Here is a 17,551-nt window from a genome sequence, read left to right as displayed (position 1 = left end):
GCGTCCCTCCCCTTGTGACCGCAGGTAATCCTTGTGGGCAAGGGGAGGGAAAGCCGGGTGTCAGCGTTTTTCGCTGCCGACCACCCACATCGAGAAGAACTGCGCGCCGCCGCCGTAGGCGTGGCCCAGCGCCTTCTTGCAGCCCGGCACCTGGCGCTCGCCGGCCAGGCCGCGCACCTGCAGCGCGGCTTCGGCGAAGCGGATCATGCCCGAGGCGCCGATCGGGTTCGACGAGAGCACGCCGCCCGAGACGTTCCAGGGGATGTCGCCGCCCTTGTCGAGCGAGGTGGCGCCCGATTCGGTCAGCTTCCAGCCCTCGCCGACGTCGGCGAAGCCGAGGTTTTCCAGCCACATCGGCTCGTACCACGAGAACGGCACATACACTTCGGCCATGTCCAGATCCTTGCGCGGGTTGACGATGCCGGCCTGGGCATAGACTTCCTTGGCGCAGAGGATGCCGGCCTGCGGGTTCACTTCCTCGCGCCACGGATACATGGTCGGCTCGGACTTCATCGCCGTGCCGAGCACCCAGGCGGGCTTGTTCGGCGATTTCTTTGCCAGATCCTCGTTGCACAGCACCATCGCGCAGGCGCCGTCGGAGGACGGGCAGACTTCCGAGTAGCGGATCGGATCCCACAGCATCATGGAGTCCATGTAGTTCTCGACGGTCAGGCTGGCCGGATCCTCATGCATGTGGGCATGCGGATTCTTCAGCGCGTGGGTGCGGTCCTTGATCGCCACCTTGCAGCCGATGTCTTCCGGCGCGCCGGTGCGGCGCTTGTATTCGCGGATGATGGGCGCGAAGAAGCCGCCGGCGCCGGCGTTCAGGTGCGGCGAGAACGGCTGGCGTGTCGACAGCGCCCACATGGCGTTCGACTCGGATTGTTTTTCGTAGGCCAGCGTCAGCACGCGCTTGAACACGCCGCTCTGGATATGGCTGGCGGCGACGATGGCGGTCGAGCCGCCGACCGAGCCGGCGGTGTGGACGCGCATCATCGGCTTGCCGACGCAACCCAGCGCATCGGCCAGGTACAGCTCGGGCATCACCACGCCTTCGAAGAAGTCGGGTGCCTTGCCGATGATCACGGCATCGATGTCAGCCCAGGTGCAGCCTGCGTCGTTGAGCGCGTTCTGCGCCGCCTCGCGGACCAGGCCGGCCATGGACTTCTTGATCTTGGACTTGTAGCGCTCGGACTGGCCGATGCCCACGATTGCACATGCGTTACCCATCTTATTTGCCCTCCAGTACGGCGACCAGATTCTGTTGCAGGCACGGACCGCTGGTGGCGTGCGCCACGCCGCGATTCGCCTCGCCCTTGATGATGCGCATCGCCACCTCGCCGAAGTTGCTGAGGCCGGCCGACATCATGATGTTGCCGGCCAGCGCGCCGCCCGACGGATTGATGGCGGTGCCGTCGCCGAGGCCCAGCGCCTCCTTGAGCAGCAACTCCTGGTAGCTGAACGGCGCATGCAGTTCGGCGACGTCGACCTTGCCCTTGCCCACGCCCGCCGCCTCGCCGGCGATCTTCGTCGACATCGAGTTCAGCAGATCGCGCGAACCGAGCTGGTGCGCCTCGATGCGGTGGTCGATGCCGGTGATGTAGGCGTTGCGCTTGTGGAACTTCTCGGCGACTTCGCGCGTGGCGAGAATCACCGCCGAAGCGCCGTCGGTGACTGGCGGGCAGTCGTGCTTGCGCAGCGGCGAGACCAGCTTCGGCTGGGCCAGCAGCTGCTCGACGGTGACGTCGCCCTTGAGCTGCGTCGTCGGCTTGTTCTTGGCGTTGGCGCGGCTCTTCTGCACCACGCGCGCCATGTCGGCCTCGGTGATCTTGCCCGCGTCGAGCAAGGCTTGCGCCTGCAGCGCGGCCAGGCTGATGCTGTCCGGCCACAGCGGCTGGCTGTAGTAGGGATCGAGCTGCAGCGTCAGCACGTCGGGCAGGTCGCCCTGCGAGCACTTGCCGAAGCCATACACCAGCGCGGTGTCGGCATGGCCGGTCTGGATCTTCAGCCAGGCTTCGTAGAGCGCCCAGGCCGCGTCCATCTCGACGTGCGACTCGTTGATCGGCGGCACGGCGCCCAGCGCGTCGAGCGCATTCACGAAGGCGAACGCGGAACCGCCGAGGTAGTCGCAGGAACCCGAGCAGAAGAAGTCGATGTCCTGGTTGGTAAAGCCGACCTGGTTCTTCACGGCATGAACCACGTCCATGACCAGTTCGACGTCGTTCTTCGAGCCGCAGTCGCGCACGAGCGGCGTCTGGGCGTAGGCGATGATGGCGACTTCACGCATTATTTGTTCCCCGCTTTCGTCTGCTGGAAACGCTTGGCTTCAGCCAGGCGCTTGGCCTTGAGTTCCTCGATATCCACGGGCGGCTCGCCGGTGGGCTCGAAGTAGGCGATGTTGTCCATCGAGTAATCCCACTCGCTCTTGTCCTTCCAGACGGCCTTGACGCGCATGCCGATCTTCACGTCCTCGTTGGCGCAGCCGGAAACGAGGTGGATGAAGGTCTGGTCGGAGCCGTCGAGCACCAGGTTGGCGACGATGAACGGGGGATCCAGCTTGGAGGTCGGGATCGGCAGATGGACGATGGTGAAGGTGATCACCGTGGCGGTGTCGGGCAGCGGCACTTCCTCGGTGGTCGGCAGACCCGACTCGGGGCAGGCGCCGCGCGGCGGCACGATCACCTTGCCGGTCAGCGGCGAGCGCTGGCCGATCAGCTTGCCTTCCTTCATGCCGCGCAGAAAGCGCGTCGGGGCGGCGCCAGCGGAGAAGTTGTAGTCGAGGGTGACGGGACACTCGATCATTTCGATTTTTTCGCTCATTCCTCGCTCCTCAGGCCGGCTCGAAGCATTCGATGTCGGTGATGAAACCCTTGCGCTCGGCAGCCCAGCGCGCCTTGACCTTCATGCCACTTTTCATTTTCGCCTCGGCGCCGGCATCGATCATGTGCAAGAGCGCCGTATCGGCGCCGTCGATGCGGATCAGCGCCCAGGCGAAGGGTTTTTTCAGCAGATGCTTGGGGCGGGGCTGATTTACCCAGTTCCAGGTCTGCACCGTGCCGGTATCGGGCAGGGCGACGAACTCGCTCAGCTCCTCGGCAGTCACCGGGTCGTATTCGGTCGGCGGGCAGATGACCTTGCCATTGCTGCCCTTGATGCCCTTGATCTGGCCGTCGCGCAGACCGGCGAGAAATTCGCCGATCACCGGTCCGGTCAGGCGGGTGTAGGTATAGCCGACTTCGAAGCCGGCGCGCAACACGTCGCCGCCGGCCTGCACTGTTCCTGCTTGAGCCATACTCGTCTCCATGCTCGTCTGGTTGAAAAATAATTAATTGTCTGAACGATTAATTCTTGAGTTGGCGAGTATTGCGCCTTTTTCCCGGGTGGTCAAGCGTTGTTCCGGTCAGCGCTGGCGCAGCGCCGTTCGTTGGCCGTTCGGTTGCGAAACTCGAACTTTGTCGCGCAGCGGATTATGCTTATGCGCACTTGTGGCAGCCGGCGCGTGACTTTGCCGCATCGGGCTGCCACGACCGATTCATCCGTCTTGCCCGGGAGCCCCGCCATGATCGATTCCTACGTCACCCGTCGAACCCTCGAAGTTGCCGGCCGCAGCTACAGCTACGCCAGTCTGCCGGCGCTGGGCGAGCGTTTCGACATCCAGCGCCTGCCCTACTCGATGAAAATCCTGCTGGAAAACCTGCTGCGCCATGAAGACGGGGTGAATGTCACGCAGCGGGAAATCGAGGCCGTGGCGAACTGGGATCCGCAGAAGGAACCGGCTACCGAAATCGCCTTCCTGCCGGCGCGCGTGCTGCTGCAGGATTTCACCGGCGTACCCTGCGTCGTCGATCTGGCCGCGATGCGCGATGCCATGCAGGCGCTGGGCGGCGATCCGGACAGGATCAATCCATTGGCGCCGGTCGAGCTGGTGATCGACCACTCGGTGCAGGTCGATGTGTTTGGCCGCGCCGATGCCCTGGGGCGCAATGCCGAAATCGAATTCCAGCGCAACCATGAACGCTACGCCTTCCTGCGCTGGGGCCAGAAGGCGCTGCAGGATTTCCGCGTGGTGCCGCCGTCCACCGGCATCGTGCATCAGGTGAATCTGGAATACCTGGCGCGCACGGTAATGACGCGCGACATCGATGGCGCGACCTGGGCGTTTCCCGACACCCTGTTCGGCACCGATTCGCATACCACCATGGTCAATGGCCTGGGCGTGCTGGGCTGGGGGGTGGGCGGCATCGAGGCCGAAGCCGCCATGCTCGGCCAGGCTTCGTCGATGCTGATTCCGCAGGTGGTCGGCTTCCGCCTGTCCGGCGCGCTGCCCGAAGGGGCGACGGCTACCGATCTGGTGCTGACGGTCACCGACCTGCTGCGCCGGCACGGCGTGGTCGGCAAGTTCGTCGAGTTCTTCGGCCCCGGCCTGCAGCATCTGCCGCTGGCCACGCGCGCGACCCTGGGCAACATGGCGCCGGAATATGGGGCGACGTGCGCGATCTGTCCGATCGATGCGGAGTCCATCGCCTACCTGAAACTCTCCGGCCGCGATGCCGCGCAGATCGCCTTGATCGAAGCCTATGCCAAGGCGCAGGGGCTGTGGCACGACGCCGGCAGTCCCCAGGCCGGTTTCAGTTCCATCGTCGAACTCGACCTGGCCACGGTCCAGCCTTCGCTGGCCGGCCCCAAGCGGCCGCAGGATCGCGTATCGCTGGCGGACATGCCCGGGAGTTACGCCCAGGCGCTGCGGACGCTGAAGGGCGATGATGCCGCCTGGGACAGGCAGCAGGCGCGTTTCCTCGGCGAAGGCGGCAGCACCGCCGTGGGGCACGCCGAGAGCGAGCACGAACATGGCCCCGACGCCTGTCCGGATCATGCGCATTGCCAACTGGGCCATGGCTCGGTGGTGATCGCGGCCATCACCTCCTGCACCAATACGTCCAACCCTTATGTGATGATCGGCGCCGGCCTGCTGGCGCGCAAGGCGGTCGCGCGCGGCTTGACGGCCAAGCCCTGGGTGAAGACTTCGCTCGCCCCCGGCTCCAAGGTGGTGACGGATTATCTGGAAAAGACCGGCTTGCTGTCCGATCTGGAAAAGCTCGGCTTCTATCTGGTGGGCTATGGCTGCACCACCTGCATCGGCAATTCCGGCCCGCTGCCCGAAGACGTCAGCCAGCAGATCGCCGATCACGATTACGTCGTCGCTTCCGTGCTTTCCGGCAACCGCAACTTCGAGGGGCGCATCCACTCCGAAGTGAAAATGAACTACCTCGCCTCGCCGCCGCTGGTGGTGGCCTTCGCCCTGGCCGGCACCATCGATATCGACCTGACGCGCCAGCCGCTGGGCAGGGACCGGAACGGCCAGGCGGTGTATCTCAAGGACATCTGGCCGAGCAACCAGGAAATTTCCGCTCTCGTCGCCAGCGCGGTGAATCATGAAATGTTCGCCCGCAACTACGCCGAAGTCTTCGACGGCGGCCCGGACTGGAATGCCATCGAAGTGCCCGAGGGCAAGCTCTACACCTGGGACGATGCCTCCACCTACATCAAGAATCCGCCGTATTTCGACGGCATGACGATGGCGCTCACGCCGGTCGCGGACATTCGTGGCGCGCGTTGTCTGGGGCTGTTCGGCGACTCCATCACCACTGACCACATTTCGCCGGCCGGCTCGATCAAGAAGGATTCACCGGCCGGCCGCTATCTCATCGGACGCGGCGTGCCGCCGCTGGAGTTCAATTCCTACGGCTCGCGCCGGGGCAACGACGACGTGATGGTGCGCGGCACGTTTGCCAACATCCGTCTCAGGAACCGCATGCTCGATGGCGTCGAGGGCGGCTACACGCGCCACATCCCGAGTGGCGAGCAACTGGCCATCTACGATGCGGCGATGAAATACCAGGCCGCAGGCGTGCCGCTGGTGGTGATCGCCGGCAAGGAATACGGCACCGGCTCCAGCCGCGACTGGGCCGCCAAAGGAACTTTGCTGCTCGGCGTGAAGGCCGTGCTGGCCGAAAGTTTCGAGCGCATCCACCGCTCCAACCTGGTTGGCATGGGCGTGCTGCCGCTGCAGTTCATGGACGGCGAAAGCGCGGTTAGCCACGGTCTGACGGGACATGAAGTCTTCGACATCCAGGGCCTGGACGGCGGCAATGCCCACACCGCCACCCTGACGGCCACGGCTGCCGACGGCGGCAAGAAACGGTTCCAGGTCAAGGTGATGCTGCTCACGCCGAAGGAGCGCGAGTTCTACCGCCACGGTGGCATCCTGCAATACACCTTGCGGACGCTGGCGCGCGGTTGAAACCTCGGGCGGGGCTGCTTGCGGCGGCGTCTGACCGATGGCCGCGTGGAAAGCGGAACTGCTGCGCACTGTTGCGCCGATGCCCGGTCGCCTTGCGAATATACTGGCGGAATGTTTTCGCCTACACCCACACCGTCTACGCCTTCCGCCCCGGCTGCCTCTGCCTCCTTCCCGGTGGCGCGCTGGGCCGCCATTCTGCTCGGGGCATCGATTCCAATTTCCGTCGCTTTGGACAATCTCCTGCTCGCCGTCTTCCTGCTGGCCTGGGTGCTGGGCGGCGGCTGGCGGGAAAAGTTCAGCGCCATCCGCCGGCATCCGGTGACGCCGGTGGTGCTGGCGCTGTGCGGCATCGTTCTGCTCGGCTGCCTCTACGGTCCGAGCGATAACGCCGAGACACTGCGCTTCCTGCGCAAGTACGCCAATCTGCTGCTGATCCTGCTGTTGCTGCCGCTGTTCCGCGACCCGCGCGACCGGTTGCGGGCGCTGGCTGCCTTCGGCGCGGCGATGGGGCTCACCCTGCTGCTCTCCTTGTTGCTCTGGCGCGGCCTGCTGCCGGACGGCCTGCTCGCCGAACGCCTGGCGGAGAATCCGGTGGTCTTCAAGCTGCACATCACGCACGGCATTTTCATGGCGCTGGCCAGCTTTCTGGCCGCCGTGGCGGCCCTGCACCTCGATCCCGCGCAACGCCGTTGGCGTCTGCTACTGGCCGGCGCGGCGCTGCTGGCGGCCTTCAACGTGCTGTTCATGATCGAAGGCCGTACCGGCCAATTGGCGCTGACCTGTCTGCTCGGCTATTTCTTCATCGACCGCTTCCGCTGGCGCGGGATGCTGCTGGCCACGGCGGGACTGGTCGTGGTGGTCGCCATCGCCTACCAGTTGCAGGCGCCGCTGATCGAGCGCTTCGCGCTGGCCGCCGGCGAATACCGGCAATGGACGGGCGTGGGTGCCAATAAAACCTCGATCGGCGCGCGCCTGGATTTCTACATCAATACGCTGAGCATCATTCGCGAACATCCGTTTTTTGGCGTGGGTACCGGCGGCTTCACCGCCGCCTATGCCGCCGTGGTCGCCGGTACGGGCCAGGTCGCCTGGAACAATCCTCATAACCAGTATCTGCTGACCGCCGCCCAGTACGGCATCGTCGGGCTGGGCATGCTGCTGTGGATGTTCTACGCCATCTGGCGCAGCGCCGGCAGCTTGCCCAAACCCTGGCAACTCGCCGCGCGTGGCCTGCTGCTGGTGATGATGGTCGGCAACCTGTTCAACTCCTTCCTTCTCGACCACGCGGAAAGCCTGCTGTTCGTCTGGATGACGGGCGTGCTGCTGGCCGGCTGCCCACCGCGCGCTGCGCGCACCGAGCCGACATGACGCCATCGCCACTTGCCTCGCAGGGTGAGGCTGTCCCCGCCCCCTTACTTTCCGTCGTCGTCATCACCAAGAACGAAGCCCATTGCATCGGCGCCTGTCTCGAAGCCGCCGGTTTCGCCGATGAAATCGTCGTGCTCGATTCGGGCAGCACGGACGACACTTTGACCATTGCCGCCGCGCATGGCGCCCGGGTGCATGTCTGCGCCGACTGGCCGGGCTTCGGGCCGCAGAAGAATCGCGCCGTGGCGCTGGCCGGCGGGCGCTGGATCCTTTCCCTCGACGCCGACGAAATCGTCACGCCGGCGCTGGCCGCCGCCATAAAGCAGGCCGTATCACCCGATGCGGCGCAGGACATCGCCGGCTACTGGATCGAACGCCGCTCGCTCTACTGCGGCCAGTTGATTCGCTTTGGCGACTGGCGCAACGACCGCGTGCTGCGGCTGTTCCGGCGCGGTGCCGGGCGCTTCAGCGATGACGTGGTGCATGAACGGGTGATTTGCGACGGCCGTACCGCCACCCTGGCCGGCTATCTGCGGCATGACAGCATGACTTCCTTCGCCGAGCTGCGCGAAAAAACCGAGCGCTACGCCCGCCTGGGCGCCGCGAAACTGTGCGCCCGCGGCAAGGGTGGGTTTTTCAGCGCCTGCCTGCACGGCGGTTGGAGCTGGCTGCGCGGCTACCTGCTGCGCGGTGGCCTGCTCGACGGCCGCGCCGGCTGGATCATCGCCGGCCAGAACGCCCGCGGCACCTTCCTGCGCTACCTGTGGGCGGCGCGGGAAAAGAACCGGGCGGCCTGAGCCGGTTCTTTTCCTCACCCTCCCCTGCGGCAAACTTGACGCTGCGCACGACGCCATATACGATTGCGATATACATTGTTTCCCTGGGAGAGTGGCATGTCCATTGGCACTGTTTTCATCAACAATCGCACCCAGGCCGTGCGACTTCCGCTGGATGTGCGCTTGCCCGAAGGTGTTCGCAAAGTGGAAGTGCGCGCCAGAGGCAATGAACGCATCATCGCGCCGCTCGGTCAGTCCTGGGACAGCTTTTTCCTGGACGGTCCCGGCGTCAGCGATGACTTCATGGCCGAGCGCGCCAGCCAGCACCAGCCCGAGCGGGAAGCGCTCTGATGCTGCGCTACCTGCTGGATACCAACATCGTCATTTATGTCCTGAAACGGCGTCCCGTCGAGGTGCTGCCCGTATTCAATGCCAATGCCAGCCGCATGGCGATTTCGTCCATCACCCTGGCTGAACTTCTGCATGGCGCGGAGAAAAGCAGCCGTGTCGGCGAGAACCTGTCCGCCATCGAGGACTTCTGCAGCCGCCTCGATGTGCTGCCCTATGGCCCCAAGGCCGCCCAGCACTACGGCGCCATTCGCGCAGCCCTGGAGAAGCAGGGCCAGCCCATCGGCGTGAACGATCTGCACATTGCCGGTCATGCACGCAGCGAAGGCTTGGTATTGGTGACCAACAACGTGTCGGAATTCGCGCGCGTACCTGCCCTTGAAGTGGAGAACTGGATCAGCGTCAGCCAGTGAGCAGGCGCTCGAACCATATGTCGAATGCCGCTGCGCAAGCGGCGCCGGAAATCTGAAGAATTTTTCCATCAACCCTCCCCGTCTTCCCCCCCCCTTTTCACGGTATCCAGCCCTGACATATACTGCGCCCACCATGGCGCAGTCTTGCTGCCCTGGCGCGCCATCGAAACAAACCAGCAAATCGACAGCAACACATAAAGCCCATCCTGATTAGCAATGAACGTCAGCAGAACTACACATAGGTTCTCGTCATTCCCGCGAAAGCGGGAATCCATGGCTTGTGAGCCCCTCAGGCTGAGAGTGGATTCCCGCTTTCGCGGGAATGACGACCAAAGAAAGTCTCCGTGGGACGGCCAAAGGTAATCCCTGTGGGGCGTACATTGCTGACTATTCTTTCTAGGCAGGAAACCCATAAACAAGGAGAGCGATTTGAAGCCCAATTTTCCCCGCAAGCCCATCGCATTGACGCTGTCCGTCGCACTGGCCCAGTTGGTTGCCGTTCCGCTGGTGCATGCCCAGGAACAAGGCCAGGCCAAGGCCGACAGTGCCGCCATCGAAGAAGTCGTCGTCACCGCGCAGAAGCGCAAGGAAAACCTGCAGGACGTGCCCATTTCCATCCAGGCGCTGGGCGCCAAGGATCTGGAAAAGCACAACATCGTCGCGCTGGGCGACATCGGTGCCGAAGTGCCGGGCCTCAATCTCGCGCCCTATCCGGGCAGCAGTGAAGCCTTCTTCCCCTTCTTCCGCGGCATCACCACCAATGCCGTGTTCATCAGCTCGCCCAACCCCATCGCCGTGCACATGGACGGGGTCTATTTCTCGCAGTTGTTCGGGCTGTCCAACCCGGCCGCCGACCTCGAGCGCATCGAGGTGCTGAAGGGCCCGCAAGGCGTGCTCTCCGGCCGTAATGCGACCGGCGGCGCGGTGAACATCCATACCGCCCGCCCCGAACTGGGACTGGAGCATATCGGCTTCAAGCAGATGTTCAGCTTCGCCAATCGCGGCCAGTTCATCTCGAAGAGCATCCTCACCCTGCCGGTCAATGACGATCTGGCGATGAAGATCTCCTACTTGCACAACGAGAAGGATCACGACGGCGTGCACAACAGCGCCCCCGGCGGCGTGAAGTTCGGCGAGAAGAAAGGCGATGCCTGGCGCTTCGACGTGCGCTGGAAGCCGGCCAGCAACGTGATGGTCGATTACGGCTATGACCACACCGACAGCAAGAGCTACGACACGCCGCCGCAGTGCCTGATTCCGGGTTATATGCAGGCTTACTCCACCTACAATCCTGCCGATCCCGCCGAGTCCTGGCTGGCATTCGCCGCACTTACCGATCCCCGCGCGGCTCAACTGATTGCCGGCTGCTCCATGGACAAGCTGGATCAGCTCTATGTCTCCTCGCCGTTCGGCAAGAACCGCAACAAGACCGAGACCCATACCCTGAACGTGGCCTGGGATGTCTCGCCGTCGCTGACCATCAAGTCGATCACCGGCTACCGCACGGTCGACGCCCTCAACCACTACAACTACGGCGCCTATGCCGGCGGCGACGACGCCCGCTCCGACAGTTATCCGCTGACCGTCAATCTGAGCGGCGGCGGTACCCTGCAGCTCGGCCAGCCGATCACGCTCTACAACCGGAGCTGGTCGCAGGAATTTCAGTTCCTCGGCGACATCTCGCAGGACCTGAAATATACCTCGGGCGTCTATTATTCCTCTGAGAAAGGCCATCAGCATTCCGGGCCGAACATTGCCCAGTATGTGCCTGGCGCTGGATTTGATTCCACTTTTACCCCCACGGGCAACGACTTGTTGATACTCGACCAAAAGGGGCTGTCTTCCGCCGAGAGTACCTCCTGGGCGGTCTTTGCCCAGGCCACCTGGACGCCGAACATCCTCGACAAGAAGCTGGACGTCGTGCCGGGCCTGCGCTACACCCGTGATCATCGCAAGGTGGTGGGTTACAACATGGGCTTTGTCAATGCCTATGACGTAACACCTGGCCTTGTTCCCGGAACGGTCGATGAACAAGACACCGCAATCATCGGTGCTGGCTTCAACAACGTCGTCGGTGACCGCTCCTGGTCGAAGATGACGCCGGCGCTGTCGTTCAACTACCGCTGGCAGCAGAACCTGATGACCTACCTGAAGTACTCGACGGCCTATACCAGCGGTGGCTTCGATCCGGTGGCCGGCCCCGGCGATGCGACGAAGTTCGCCGCCGGCTTCAACCCCGAGACGATCAAGTCAATCGAGGCGGGCATGAAGGGCGAGTTCCTCGACCGTCGCCTGCGTACCAACCTGGCGATCTTCCAGAGCAAGTACAAGGATGAGCAGAAGTCGGTCAACAACGGCCTGGGCGGCTGGGCGACGGTCAACGTCGGCGGTTCCACCTATCGCGGCCTGGAATTCGACCTGACGGCGGCCATCACCCGCGACCTGCGTCTGGGCTTCAGCTATGCGCGTCTGCACCACAGGTATGACCGCTGGGTCGAGAACAATGTGGACGTCACCAATCTGCGCAAGCTGATCGTGCCGAAGAACGACTACACGATGAACCTCGATTACCGCTTCCCCGACTTCGGCCTGCCCGGCAAGCTGGACGCCAATCTCAACTACACTCACCGCGACAGCCAGTCGACACCGCTCAACCTGAGCATCCCGACGGTCGCCCTGCGCTCGACCACGCCGGCCTTCGGCATCTGGAACGCGCGCATCGCGCTGTCCCAGATCAAGGCCGGCCCGGGCGACGAGGGCCGCGTGACGGTGGGCCTGTGGGGCAAGAACCTGGCCAACAAGAAGTACCTGACCATGACCAACCCCGGCTGGGTCACCGACATGTCCGGCAACTGGGGCGATCCGCGCAGCGTCGGTCTCGACCTGACCTACGTCTATTGAGAAGGCGCCGGATAAGCTTGGTTGATCCGGCAAGTAAACCGCCCCGCCAGGGGCGGTTTTTTTATGTCCCGCCGTGGCTGCCCTGTGGCGCCTGAAAGATTTCGACGAGGTTCTGCCGCAGCCAGAGGTTGTCCGGATCGTTGGTGGCCGAGGCGTGCCAGTAGAGGTAGATGTCGGCGGCCTCCGGCATGTTGAGGCCCTCGGGCAGCGGCACCAGTTTGTTGGCGCGCATGTCGCCGATGAGCGAGGACATCGGCCGGTGCGGCGCGGTGAGGATGCAGTCGGTTTCGGCGACGATGCGCGCCGCCGTCCAGTAGTCCTGGCAGCGCAGCACCACTTCGCGTTCGAGGCGGCGGCGGGCGAACTCCATGTCGAGGTAGTTGGCTTCCATGCGCCGTGGCGCGACGACGATGTGGCGCAGCTTGAGATAGGCATCCAGATCGAGCGCGCCCCGGCGCAATGCCGGGTGGTTGCGCCGGATCATTACCGACAGCCCTTCGCGCGTCAGCAAGCGGCTTTGTACATTGGCCGAGGGATAGGAGAAGGCAAAGGGCTGCATGGCGACATCGAACTTGCCGGTGGCCAGCCGATTTTCGAAACGCCCCGGCTCGTAAAGGCTGGTGACGATCTCGTACTGCGGCGCGCTGCCCTGGCGCGCCATCAGTTGCGGCAGGAAGGCCGCCTCATCGGTGGTGATCAGGCCGATGTTGAGGACGCGGCGCGGCTTCGCCTGGCCGCCCGGCGGCGGCTGGTTGAGCGTGTCTTCGAGAATGCGCAGGGCCGAGAGTACCGGCGGATAAAGCTCGCGCGCCAGCGGCGTCGGCGTCATGCCGTTATGGTGGCGCAGGAACAGCGGATCGTCGAAAAGCTTGCGCAGACGGCCCAGCGCATGGCTGACGGAAGATTGCGTCAGGTGCAGTTTCTCGCTCGCCCGGGTCACCGTGCCCTCACGGTAAACCGCCTCGAAAACCACCAGCAGATTCAGGTCGACGCGCCGGATATCGATATTGTTCATAATCCAACCATGAGGACAATTCAGTTGACTCATAATACTGGCGGCCTACAATTGCCTCAACCTCTTTCAGTCTGTTTTGCTTAGAGGTATTCGGCATTCGGTTCTGTCCCTGGCGCAGCCTGGGCAATCCGGGCCGCTGGGGCAAGCACCACCGGTGGCAAGCAACAAGCAACCGCCACGCCCCGTCACTTTCATCACAATTAAATCAAGGAAGGAAACAATATGGGTTACAGCATCGACTCCAAGGTTGGCGAACTGCTCGACAACGCCGGCCCGCGCGCCGTCATCGATCAGCACATGCCGGAACTGGCCACCAACCCGCAAATCGGCATGGCCCGCGGCATGTCCCTGAAGATGATCGCCGGCTTCTCCGGCGGCAAGATCACCAAGGAAATGCTGGCCGCTGTCGACGAAGATCTGAAGAAGCTGTAAATCTTCGCGTCTTCATCTTCACGCGCAACAAAAAAGCCGGGGTAACCGGCTTTTTTGTTTGTGATGACCTGTCCTGCCAGAAGTTGATACCCAACTGCCAGCCCACACAGGGAATACCGAAGGGTGTTTCTTTCCAGCCTTGGATGCCGTTTGTCAGTCCGGTCGTTTTCATGGCGCGCCGCAGAGAGGTTGAGACTTCATGCGTTCACTGGAGCAGTCACCGGTATAGCGGTATCCACTGCGCAGCATGCAGCGCTCGAAGTCGTGTTCCAGCCGAGTACGGAATGTATCGCTGCTTTCTCCTTGAAGCCGCTTTTTCCGGTCCAGCGAGAAATTGCCGTTCTCTTGTCCACCGCATGCCACCCAATCGCGCAGGCGTCCATCCTCCGTCATTCCTTCTTTCGTCCAGTAGGTGATGTAGGGTTTGATGGATTTCTGATACTCCTCATAGGCGCTACCAGTGAGTCCAATCTGCGTTCCACATCCAGCTTGTGTGAGCGCCAGAAACAACATCGCTGCAATAACGGGATTTGGTTTCATTTCGCGACCTTTAAAAAAATCGAGATGGCCTGCCAGACTTCCGGCGGCAGGAGTTCTGCCATTGCGAAGGGTGCAGCAGGCACGAGAGCTACCGTGCTCCAGGCGTCGTAAGTCTTTCTTTCTGCTCCAGATATCTCCCGCTTGATGTTCCCCTGTTCGTCATACAACCCTGTGACTTGTCCGCCGAGGAAGTCATGCGACCCTCCGAAGGATTCCACGAGCTTGTCCATCCAACTGCCGGTCGGCCACCTGAACCGTATTGCCCAGGATGCGGCCCTGCAGGTTATGGAGGTTCTCCGCGTCGATGGCGACGAGCTGGCGTCCGGCAATCGTGCCGCCGTTGAACAGATCGCCGGCCATTCTCTCGCCCTCTTCTCCGTCACTTTACGTAACGGTATCCTTTGGCTTTCATGCATTCGCCGATGGTCTCTCTCTTAATTGCGGCCGCTTTCAAGATGATCTCTGTCGTTGCCCCCGGCGGAGCATCACTTGAGTAGCTTCCATTTGCCATACCACCGCACTCCATCCAGTCCTTCAGGCGCTCCTCCTCCGTCATTCCTTCTTTCGTCCAGTAGGCGATGTAGGGTTTGATGGATTTCTGATATTCACTGATGCGCACTATCCCCGGCTCGCAACCAGACAACAGAAGGCAGGGCATGATCGACATCCAGAACAATACTTGTCGCTTCATTTTGCATCCTTCAGGAAAATGGAAATCGCCTGCCATACCTGTGGCGGTAACAACTCGGCCATCGCAAAAGGAGCCGAAGGCACAATTGCGGCCACACTCCAAGTGTTGTAGGCGGCTCTTTCGATATCACTCATATCCCGCTTGATGTTCCCCTGTTCGTCATACAACCCTGTGACTTGTCCGCCGAGGAAGTCATGCGACCCGCCGAAGGATTCCACGAGCTTGTCCATCCAACTGCCGGCAGCGTAGGGGATACCGAAGAATGTCCCCTTCCAGCCCTGAATACCGCCGGTCAGGCCGGCTGCCTTCTTCCCTTCGTCAGTTTCGAGAAACTCTGCCAAGGTTTTACCATCGGCTTCCGACGGCAAGAACACAACCTGTCCCTTCTCATTAAGATTCAAACTTCCATCACTATTCGTTGCGCATCGCTTGTTATCCGTCCCGCACAGGATATCCAGATCGGCCCGCGTGCCACCGGTCTTGACTCCATCTCCTCGCACCCCCTCGCTTTCTCCCGATATGTTGTCGAGTTTCGTTGTTCCATCGGTCACGCCCGCGAAGCGTTCCGAGTTCTCGATGGTAATCCTGCGCATCTCATCCGCTGCCGCCGAGAGGGTTCCCCTGGTCAGCGCCGTGCCGCCCATGCCGGTCACGGCGCCGATCAGCACGTTCATCACCCGCTCCTGCAGGAGCAGATCGTCGAGTTGCTGCTGAATTACTGCCTTGTCGGCTGCTGTCTCGACGGTCTTGAGTTGCTCTTGCAGGGATTTGCGTTCGGTCTGCACGTAGGCATCCACCACTTGGTGCGCCTGATGGGTGAGGGTTTGCGTGATTTGCACCTGCGCATCGATTTCCCTCTGCACCTTCTCCGCATCGAAAATGGGGGCGATGCCGGTTTCGGCATCACCGGTTCGGGCGTTTTTGTTGCCGGCGATGTCGGAGATGGTGGCCAGCGTCATGCTGCCGGCGCTGTTTTCGTCTTCTCCCACTCCCGCGCTGGTGCCTTGGGGCGTGAGTTTGCCGTCGAGACTGATGCCCGCGCCGAGATTGATGCTGGCGCCCTTGCCTTCGTATTCGGCTTGGTTGGTGATGTCGGCGAGGGTGAGTTTGCCGCCGGTCTCGAAATGGTTCTTGCCCTCGTCGATGGCCGGCTGCGTGCTGGTGATGGCGCCGCCGGTGAGCGTGGTACCCCCTCCGACTTGCACGTCGAAGCCTTCGTCGCCGGCGCGGATGCCGGACTGTTCATTGACGCTCGCGTAGTCGCTGTCGATGTTTGACTTGCCACCGCCGATGCTGCCGCCGATCCGTTTCAGGTCGGGTACGCCGCCGAGGATCGGTACGCTGATGCTGAATCCGTTGCTGTGCTGCTGGCTGTCGTAGGTGCCGGTGTCCTGGAGGCTTTCGATGGCCAGGTTGCCGCCGACGTCGGCAATGACCTGCGGGGCTTCGACGATCGCGCCCTTGAGCGTGGTGTCCCCGCCCGAAGCCAGGCTCGCCGTTTCACCGGCACTGAGGCGTGCGTTCGTCCATGCCGTGTCCTGCCCATCGGCCTGGCCCGTGCCCTTGCTGGCCGCAACGCCTACGCTCAGGCCGGTCTGGACACCCAGGTTGAGGCTCACGCCGATGCTCGCGCTGCTGCTGTGGCTACTGCTTTGCTGGTTGGCCGTGTTCTCGGCGGCCAGCAGTTTGATCTCATCTTCGGCGATCAGACTGACGTCTCGCCCGGCGGAGACGCTGCTGCCTTGCACGGTGATGTCGCTGCGTTCTTCCGCGCCGGTCGCCACGACGGTCACATCCTTGCCCGCCGCGACAGTGCTGTGTTGGTCATGGTGGGTGCTCTGGTGAAAGTTTGCTGTAGTCGACCTGGAAAATATCCAAAGAGGATTATGGAATTAACGGTTCGATACGTACTGAGCTGATCAAATGGTGATAAACCGCCTCAAGTGCATCGAAGAATTGCGGATACGTCAGCGAATCCTGACTGGCCGTCATTTCCAGCCCGATGACGTAGCCGCTGTCGCCAATAGCCGTTACCCAAGTCTGGTAGGGACCACCAACGCCACGTCGCGGACGTAGATGCTGTCGATCCGTTTCCTGTACGCGCCAGAGTCTGCCATCGAGAGTTTTGGTTGACCACCGACTCTCGGGATAGAGCTTGGTGAACATTGCCTCGAATTCTGCTAGCGTCAGCTTGTGCAAGCGCAGGCTTAACGAATGACTTGTCGTCCACCAAGATTCAAAGCAGAGAGGGCGAAACCCGATTTCCATTTCTTCATATCGGATGGGCTTTCTTGTGTCGGGTGGAGGGCTTTCGTAGATGTCTGTCCTACTGCCGCGTCTGGCCCGTTCCAACGCAGCCGTGACACTGGCTTCCGCTTCTTCCTTGGTCGTCGGTGTGTAAATGGGCTGTTGATGTTTGACGCTGCGGATGAAGTTGTTGAAATGCTTTGTGCTTCCACGTTGCTTCGTAATATTTACCTCTTCGTAGATATCAAGAACATCATAGAAAAACGTATGCTTGTCCAGTTCCTGACTGGGACGTTCGTAGGCACTGTAACCGCACCCAGAAAACAACCATTGGTGCGTTACCCGATATTTATCCAGCAGTTTGTATTGATATGTTTTGTAAACATCAGTGAGTGGCGAATCCGTTACGCTTGGTTTTGCATATTGGTCATCATTTTTGCGGATGAAATTTTCAGCGCTACAACCCGCAATACTGCCCATGGCTACTAGAACTGCCATCAAAAAAGGTTTCATGGCAAG

19 protein-coding genes are annotated in these 17,551 nt (G+C 62.1%); 7 read left to right on the top strand and 12 right to left on the bottom strand.

The genetic code is table 11. The features are described 5' to 3' along the window. Positions 1-60: 60 nt before the first annotated feature. Genes SDENCHOL_RS01830 through SDENCHOL_RS14265 form a run of 4 tightly spaced genes read right to left on the bottom strand, consistent with a single transcriptional unit; the run spans position 61 to position 3,292 of the window. Positions 61-1,230, bottom strand: coding sequence for a thiolase domain-containing protein (locus tag SDENCHOL_RS01830; protein WP_154715778.1), 1,170 nt, complete (start codon positions 1,228-1,230; stop codon positions 61-63). A 1-nt stretch (position 1,231) separates the two neighbouring features. Beyond that, positions 1,232-2,287: a thiolase domain-containing protein gene (locus SDENCHOL_RS01825; protein ID WP_154715777.1), complete on the bottom strand. Its 1,056-nt coding sequence runs from the start codon at positions 2,285-2,287 to the stop codon at positions 1,232-1,234. Continuing rightward, a complete protein-coding gene (locus SDENCHOL_RS14270) occupies positions 2,287-2,820 on the bottom strand; it encodes a Zn-ribbon domain-containing OB-fold protein (RefSeq protein WP_197706811.1) in 534 nt (177 codons plus the stop codon). Before SDENCHOL_RS14270 ends, SDENCHOL_RS01825 begins: the two co-directional genes overlap by 1 nt. Before the next feature lie 10 nt (positions 2,821-2,830). Continuing rightward, the gene (locus SDENCHOL_RS14265) at positions 2,831-3,292 is read right to left on the bottom strand and encodes a Zn-ribbon domain-containing OB-fold protein (RefSeq protein ID WP_197706810.1); all 462 of its coding nucleotides are present in this window, start codon (positions 3,290-3,292) and stop codon (positions 2,831-2,833) included. Between the two features lie 267 nt (positions 3,293-3,559). On the opposite strand from SDENCHOL_RS14265, the gene acnA reads away from it, so the two are divergent. From acnA to vapC, 5 genes are all read left to right on the top strand, one after another. After that, positions 3,560-6,301: an aconitate hydratase AcnA gene (acnA, locus tag SDENCHOL_RS01815; protein WP_154715776.1), complete on the top strand. Its 2,742-nt coding sequence runs from the start codon at positions 3,560-3,562 to the stop codon at positions 6,299-6,301. Positions 6,302-6,529: 228 nt separating this feature from the next. After that, positions 6,530-7,669 (top strand): O-antigen ligase family protein, encoded by a 1,140-nt coding sequence (locus tag SDENCHOL_RS01810; RefSeq protein ID WP_172954965.1) that lies wholly within the window; start codon positions 6,530-6,532, stop codon positions 7,667-7,669. After that, positions 7,666-8,466, top strand: a complete 801-nt coding sequence (locus tag SDENCHOL_RS01805) for a glycosyltransferase family 2 protein (protein WP_154715774.1) — start codon at positions 7,666-7,668, stop codon at positions 8,464-8,466. The genes SDENCHOL_RS01810 and SDENCHOL_RS01805 overlap by 4 nt, the downstream gene beginning before the upstream one ends. 96 nt (positions 8,467-8,562) lie before the next feature. Further along, positions 8,563-8,796, top strand: coding sequence for a type II toxin-antitoxin system VapB family antitoxin (gene vapB / locus SDENCHOL_RS01800; RefSeq protein ID WP_154715773.1), 234 nt, complete (start codon positions 8,563-8,565; stop codon positions 8,794-8,796). Next, the gene (gene vapC, locus SDENCHOL_RS01795; protein WP_154715772.1) at positions 8,796-9,206 is read left to right on the top strand and encodes a type II toxin-antitoxin system tRNA(fMet)-specific endonuclease VapC; all 411 of its coding nucleotides are present in this window, start codon (positions 8,796-8,798) and stop codon (positions 9,204-9,206) included. Before vapB ends, vapC begins: the two co-directional genes overlap by 1 nt. Positions 9,207-9,274: 68 nt before the next feature. Here vapC and SDENCHOL_RS01790 read toward each other — a convergent pair whose 3' ends face one another. Beyond that, positions 9,275-9,481 carry a hypothetical protein gene (locus SDENCHOL_RS01790; protein WP_154715771.1) on the bottom strand — a complete coding sequence of 69 codons (207 nt, stop codon included), beginning with the start codon at positions 9,479-9,481 and terminating at the stop codon, positions 9,275-9,277. A gap of 154 nt (positions 9,482-9,635) precedes the next feature. On the opposite strand from SDENCHOL_RS01790, the gene SDENCHOL_RS01785 reads away from it, so the two are divergent. Then, positions 9,636-12,107, top strand: a complete 2,472-nt coding sequence (locus SDENCHOL_RS01785; protein ID WP_172954964.1) for a TonB-dependent receptor — start codon at positions 9,636-9,638, stop codon at positions 12,105-12,107. A 61-nt stretch (positions 12,108-12,168) separates the two neighbouring features. On the opposite strand, the gene SDENCHOL_RS01780 is transcribed toward SDENCHOL_RS01785, so the two are convergent. Next, positions 12,169-13,122: a LysR family transcriptional regulator gene (locus tag SDENCHOL_RS01780; RefSeq protein WP_172954963.1), complete on the bottom strand. Its 954-nt coding sequence runs from the start codon at positions 13,120-13,122 to the stop codon at positions 12,169-12,171. Positions 13,123-13,344: 222 nt separating this feature from the next. Between SDENCHOL_RS01780 and SDENCHOL_RS01775 the strand changes: the two genes are divergently transcribed. After that, positions 13,345-13,554, top strand: a complete 210-nt coding sequence (locus SDENCHOL_RS01775; protein WP_154715768.1) for a hypothetical protein — start codon at positions 13,345-13,347, stop codon at positions 13,552-13,554. Positions 13,555-13,722: 168 nt separating this feature from the next. Here SDENCHOL_RS01775 and SDENCHOL_RS01770 read toward each other — a convergent pair whose 3' ends face one another. Genes SDENCHOL_RS01770 through SDENCHOL_RS01745 form a run of 6 tightly spaced genes read right to left on the bottom strand, consistent with a single transcriptional unit; the run spans position 13,723 to position 17,545 of the window. Beyond that, a complete protein-coding gene (locus SDENCHOL_RS01770) occupies positions 13,723-14,094 on the bottom strand; it encodes a hypothetical protein (protein WP_231912887.1) in 372 nt (123 codons plus the stop codon). Continuing rightward, a complete protein-coding gene (locus tag SDENCHOL_RS01765) occupies positions 14,091-14,324 on the bottom strand; it encodes a hypothetical protein (RefSeq protein WP_154715767.1) in 234 nt (77 codons plus the stop codon). Before SDENCHOL_RS01765 ends, SDENCHOL_RS01770 begins: the two co-directional genes overlap by 4 nt. After that, complete coding sequence (locus SDENCHOL_RS01760) at positions 14,287-14,454, bottom strand: hypothetical protein (RefSeq protein ID WP_154715766.1); 168 nt, start codon at positions 14,452-14,454, stop codon at positions 14,287-14,289. The genes SDENCHOL_RS01765 and SDENCHOL_RS01760 overlap by 38 nt, the downstream gene beginning before the upstream one ends. Before the next feature lie 19 nt (positions 14,455-14,473). Beyond that, positions 14,474-14,785, bottom strand: a complete 312-nt coding sequence (locus SDENCHOL_RS01755; protein ID WP_154715765.1) for a hypothetical protein — start codon at positions 14,783-14,785, stop codon at positions 14,474-14,476. Continuing rightward, positions 14,782-16,659 carry a hemagglutinin repeat-containing protein gene (locus tag SDENCHOL_RS01750; protein ID WP_154715764.1) on the bottom strand — a complete coding sequence of 626 codons (1,878 nt, stop codon included), beginning with the start codon at positions 16,657-16,659 and terminating at the stop codon, positions 14,782-14,784. Before SDENCHOL_RS01750 ends, SDENCHOL_RS01755 begins: the two co-directional genes overlap by 4 nt. Before the next feature lie 10 nt (positions 16,660-16,669). Beyond that, on the bottom strand, positions 16,670-17,545 hold the full coding sequence (locus tag SDENCHOL_RS01745; RefSeq protein ID WP_154715763.1) for a hypothetical protein: 876 nt from the start codon (positions 17,543-17,545) through the stop codon (positions 16,670-16,672). Positions 17,546-17,551 lie beyond the last annotated feature (6 nt).

The organism is Sterolibacterium denitrificans (genome assembly GCF_900174485.1).
In the GTDB taxonomy this organism is placed as follows: Bacteria; Pseudomonadota; Gammaproteobacteria; order Burkholderiales; family Rhodocyclaceae; genus Sterolibacterium; species Sterolibacterium denitrificans.
This window is presented reverse-complemented; position numbering and strand designations above follow the sequence as displayed.

What these genes read in the sequence shown, in the direction of transcription:
- SDENCHOL_RS01830 (WP_154715778.1), bottom strand. Translation starts at nt 1,230, where the DNA reads ATGGGTAACGCATGTGCAATCGTGGGCATCGGCCAGTCCGAGCGCTAC.
- SDENCHOL_RS01825 (WP_154715777.1), bottom strand. Translation starts at nt 2,287, where the DNA reads ATGCGTGAAGTCGCCATCATCGCCTACGCCCAGACGCCGCTCGTGCGC.
- SDENCHOL_RS14270 (WP_197706811.1), bottom strand. Translation starts at nt 2,820, where the DNA reads ATGAGCGAAAAAATCGAAATGATCGAGTGTCCCGTCACCCTCGACTAC.
- SDENCHOL_RS14265 (WP_197706810.1), bottom strand. Translation starts at nt 3,292, where the DNA reads ATGGCTCAAGCAGGAACAGTGCAGGCCGGCGGCGACGTGTTGCGCGCC.
- acnA (WP_154715776.1), top strand. Translation starts at nt 3,560, where the DNA reads ATGATCGATTCCTACGTCACCCGTCGAACCCTCGAAGTTGCCGGCCGC.
- SDENCHOL_RS01805 (WP_154715774.1), top strand. Translation starts at nt 7,666, where the DNA reads ATGACGCCATCGCCACTTGCCTCGCAGGGTGAGGCTGTCCCCGCCCCC.
- vapB (WP_154715773.1), top strand. Translation starts at nt 8,563, where the DNA reads ATGTCCATTGGCACTGTTTTCATCAACAATCGCACCCAGGCCGTGCGA.
- vapC (WP_154715772.1), top strand. Translation starts at nt 8,796, where the DNA reads ATGCTGCGCTACCTGCTGGATACCAACATCGTCATTTATGTCCTGAAA.
- SDENCHOL_RS01790 (WP_154715771.1), bottom strand. Translation starts at nt 9,481, where the DNA reads ATGGATTCCCGCTTTCGCGGGAATGACGAGAACCTATGTGTAGTTCTG.
- SDENCHOL_RS01780 (WP_172954963.1), bottom strand. Translation starts at nt 13,122, where the DNA reads ATGAACAATATCGATATCCGGCGCGTCGACCTGAATCTGCTGGTGGTT.
- SDENCHOL_RS01775 (WP_154715768.1), top strand. Translation starts at nt 13,345, where the DNA reads ATGGGTTACAGCATCGACTCCAAGGTTGGCGAACTGCTCGACAACGCC.
- SDENCHOL_RS01770 (WP_231912887.1), bottom strand. Translation starts at nt 14,094, where the DNA reads ATGAAACCAAATCCCGTTATTGCAGCGATGTTGTTTCTGGCGCTCACA.
- SDENCHOL_RS01765 (WP_154715767.1), bottom strand. Translation starts at nt 14,324, where the DNA reads ATGGACAAGCTCGTGGAATCCTTCGGAGGGTCGCATGACTTCCTCGGC.
- SDENCHOL_RS01760 (WP_154715766.1), bottom strand. Translation starts at nt 14,454, where the DNA reads ATGGCCGGCGATCTGTTCAACGGCGGCACGATTGCCGGACGCCAGCTC.
- SDENCHOL_RS01755 (WP_154715765.1), bottom strand. Translation starts at nt 14,785, where the DNA reads ATGAAGCGACAAGTATTGTTCTGGATGTCGATCATGCCCTGCCTTCTG.
- SDENCHOL_RS01745 (WP_154715763.1), bottom strand. Translation starts at nt 17,545, where the DNA reads ATGAAACCTTTTTTGATGGCAGTTCTAGTAGCCATGGGCAGTATTGCG.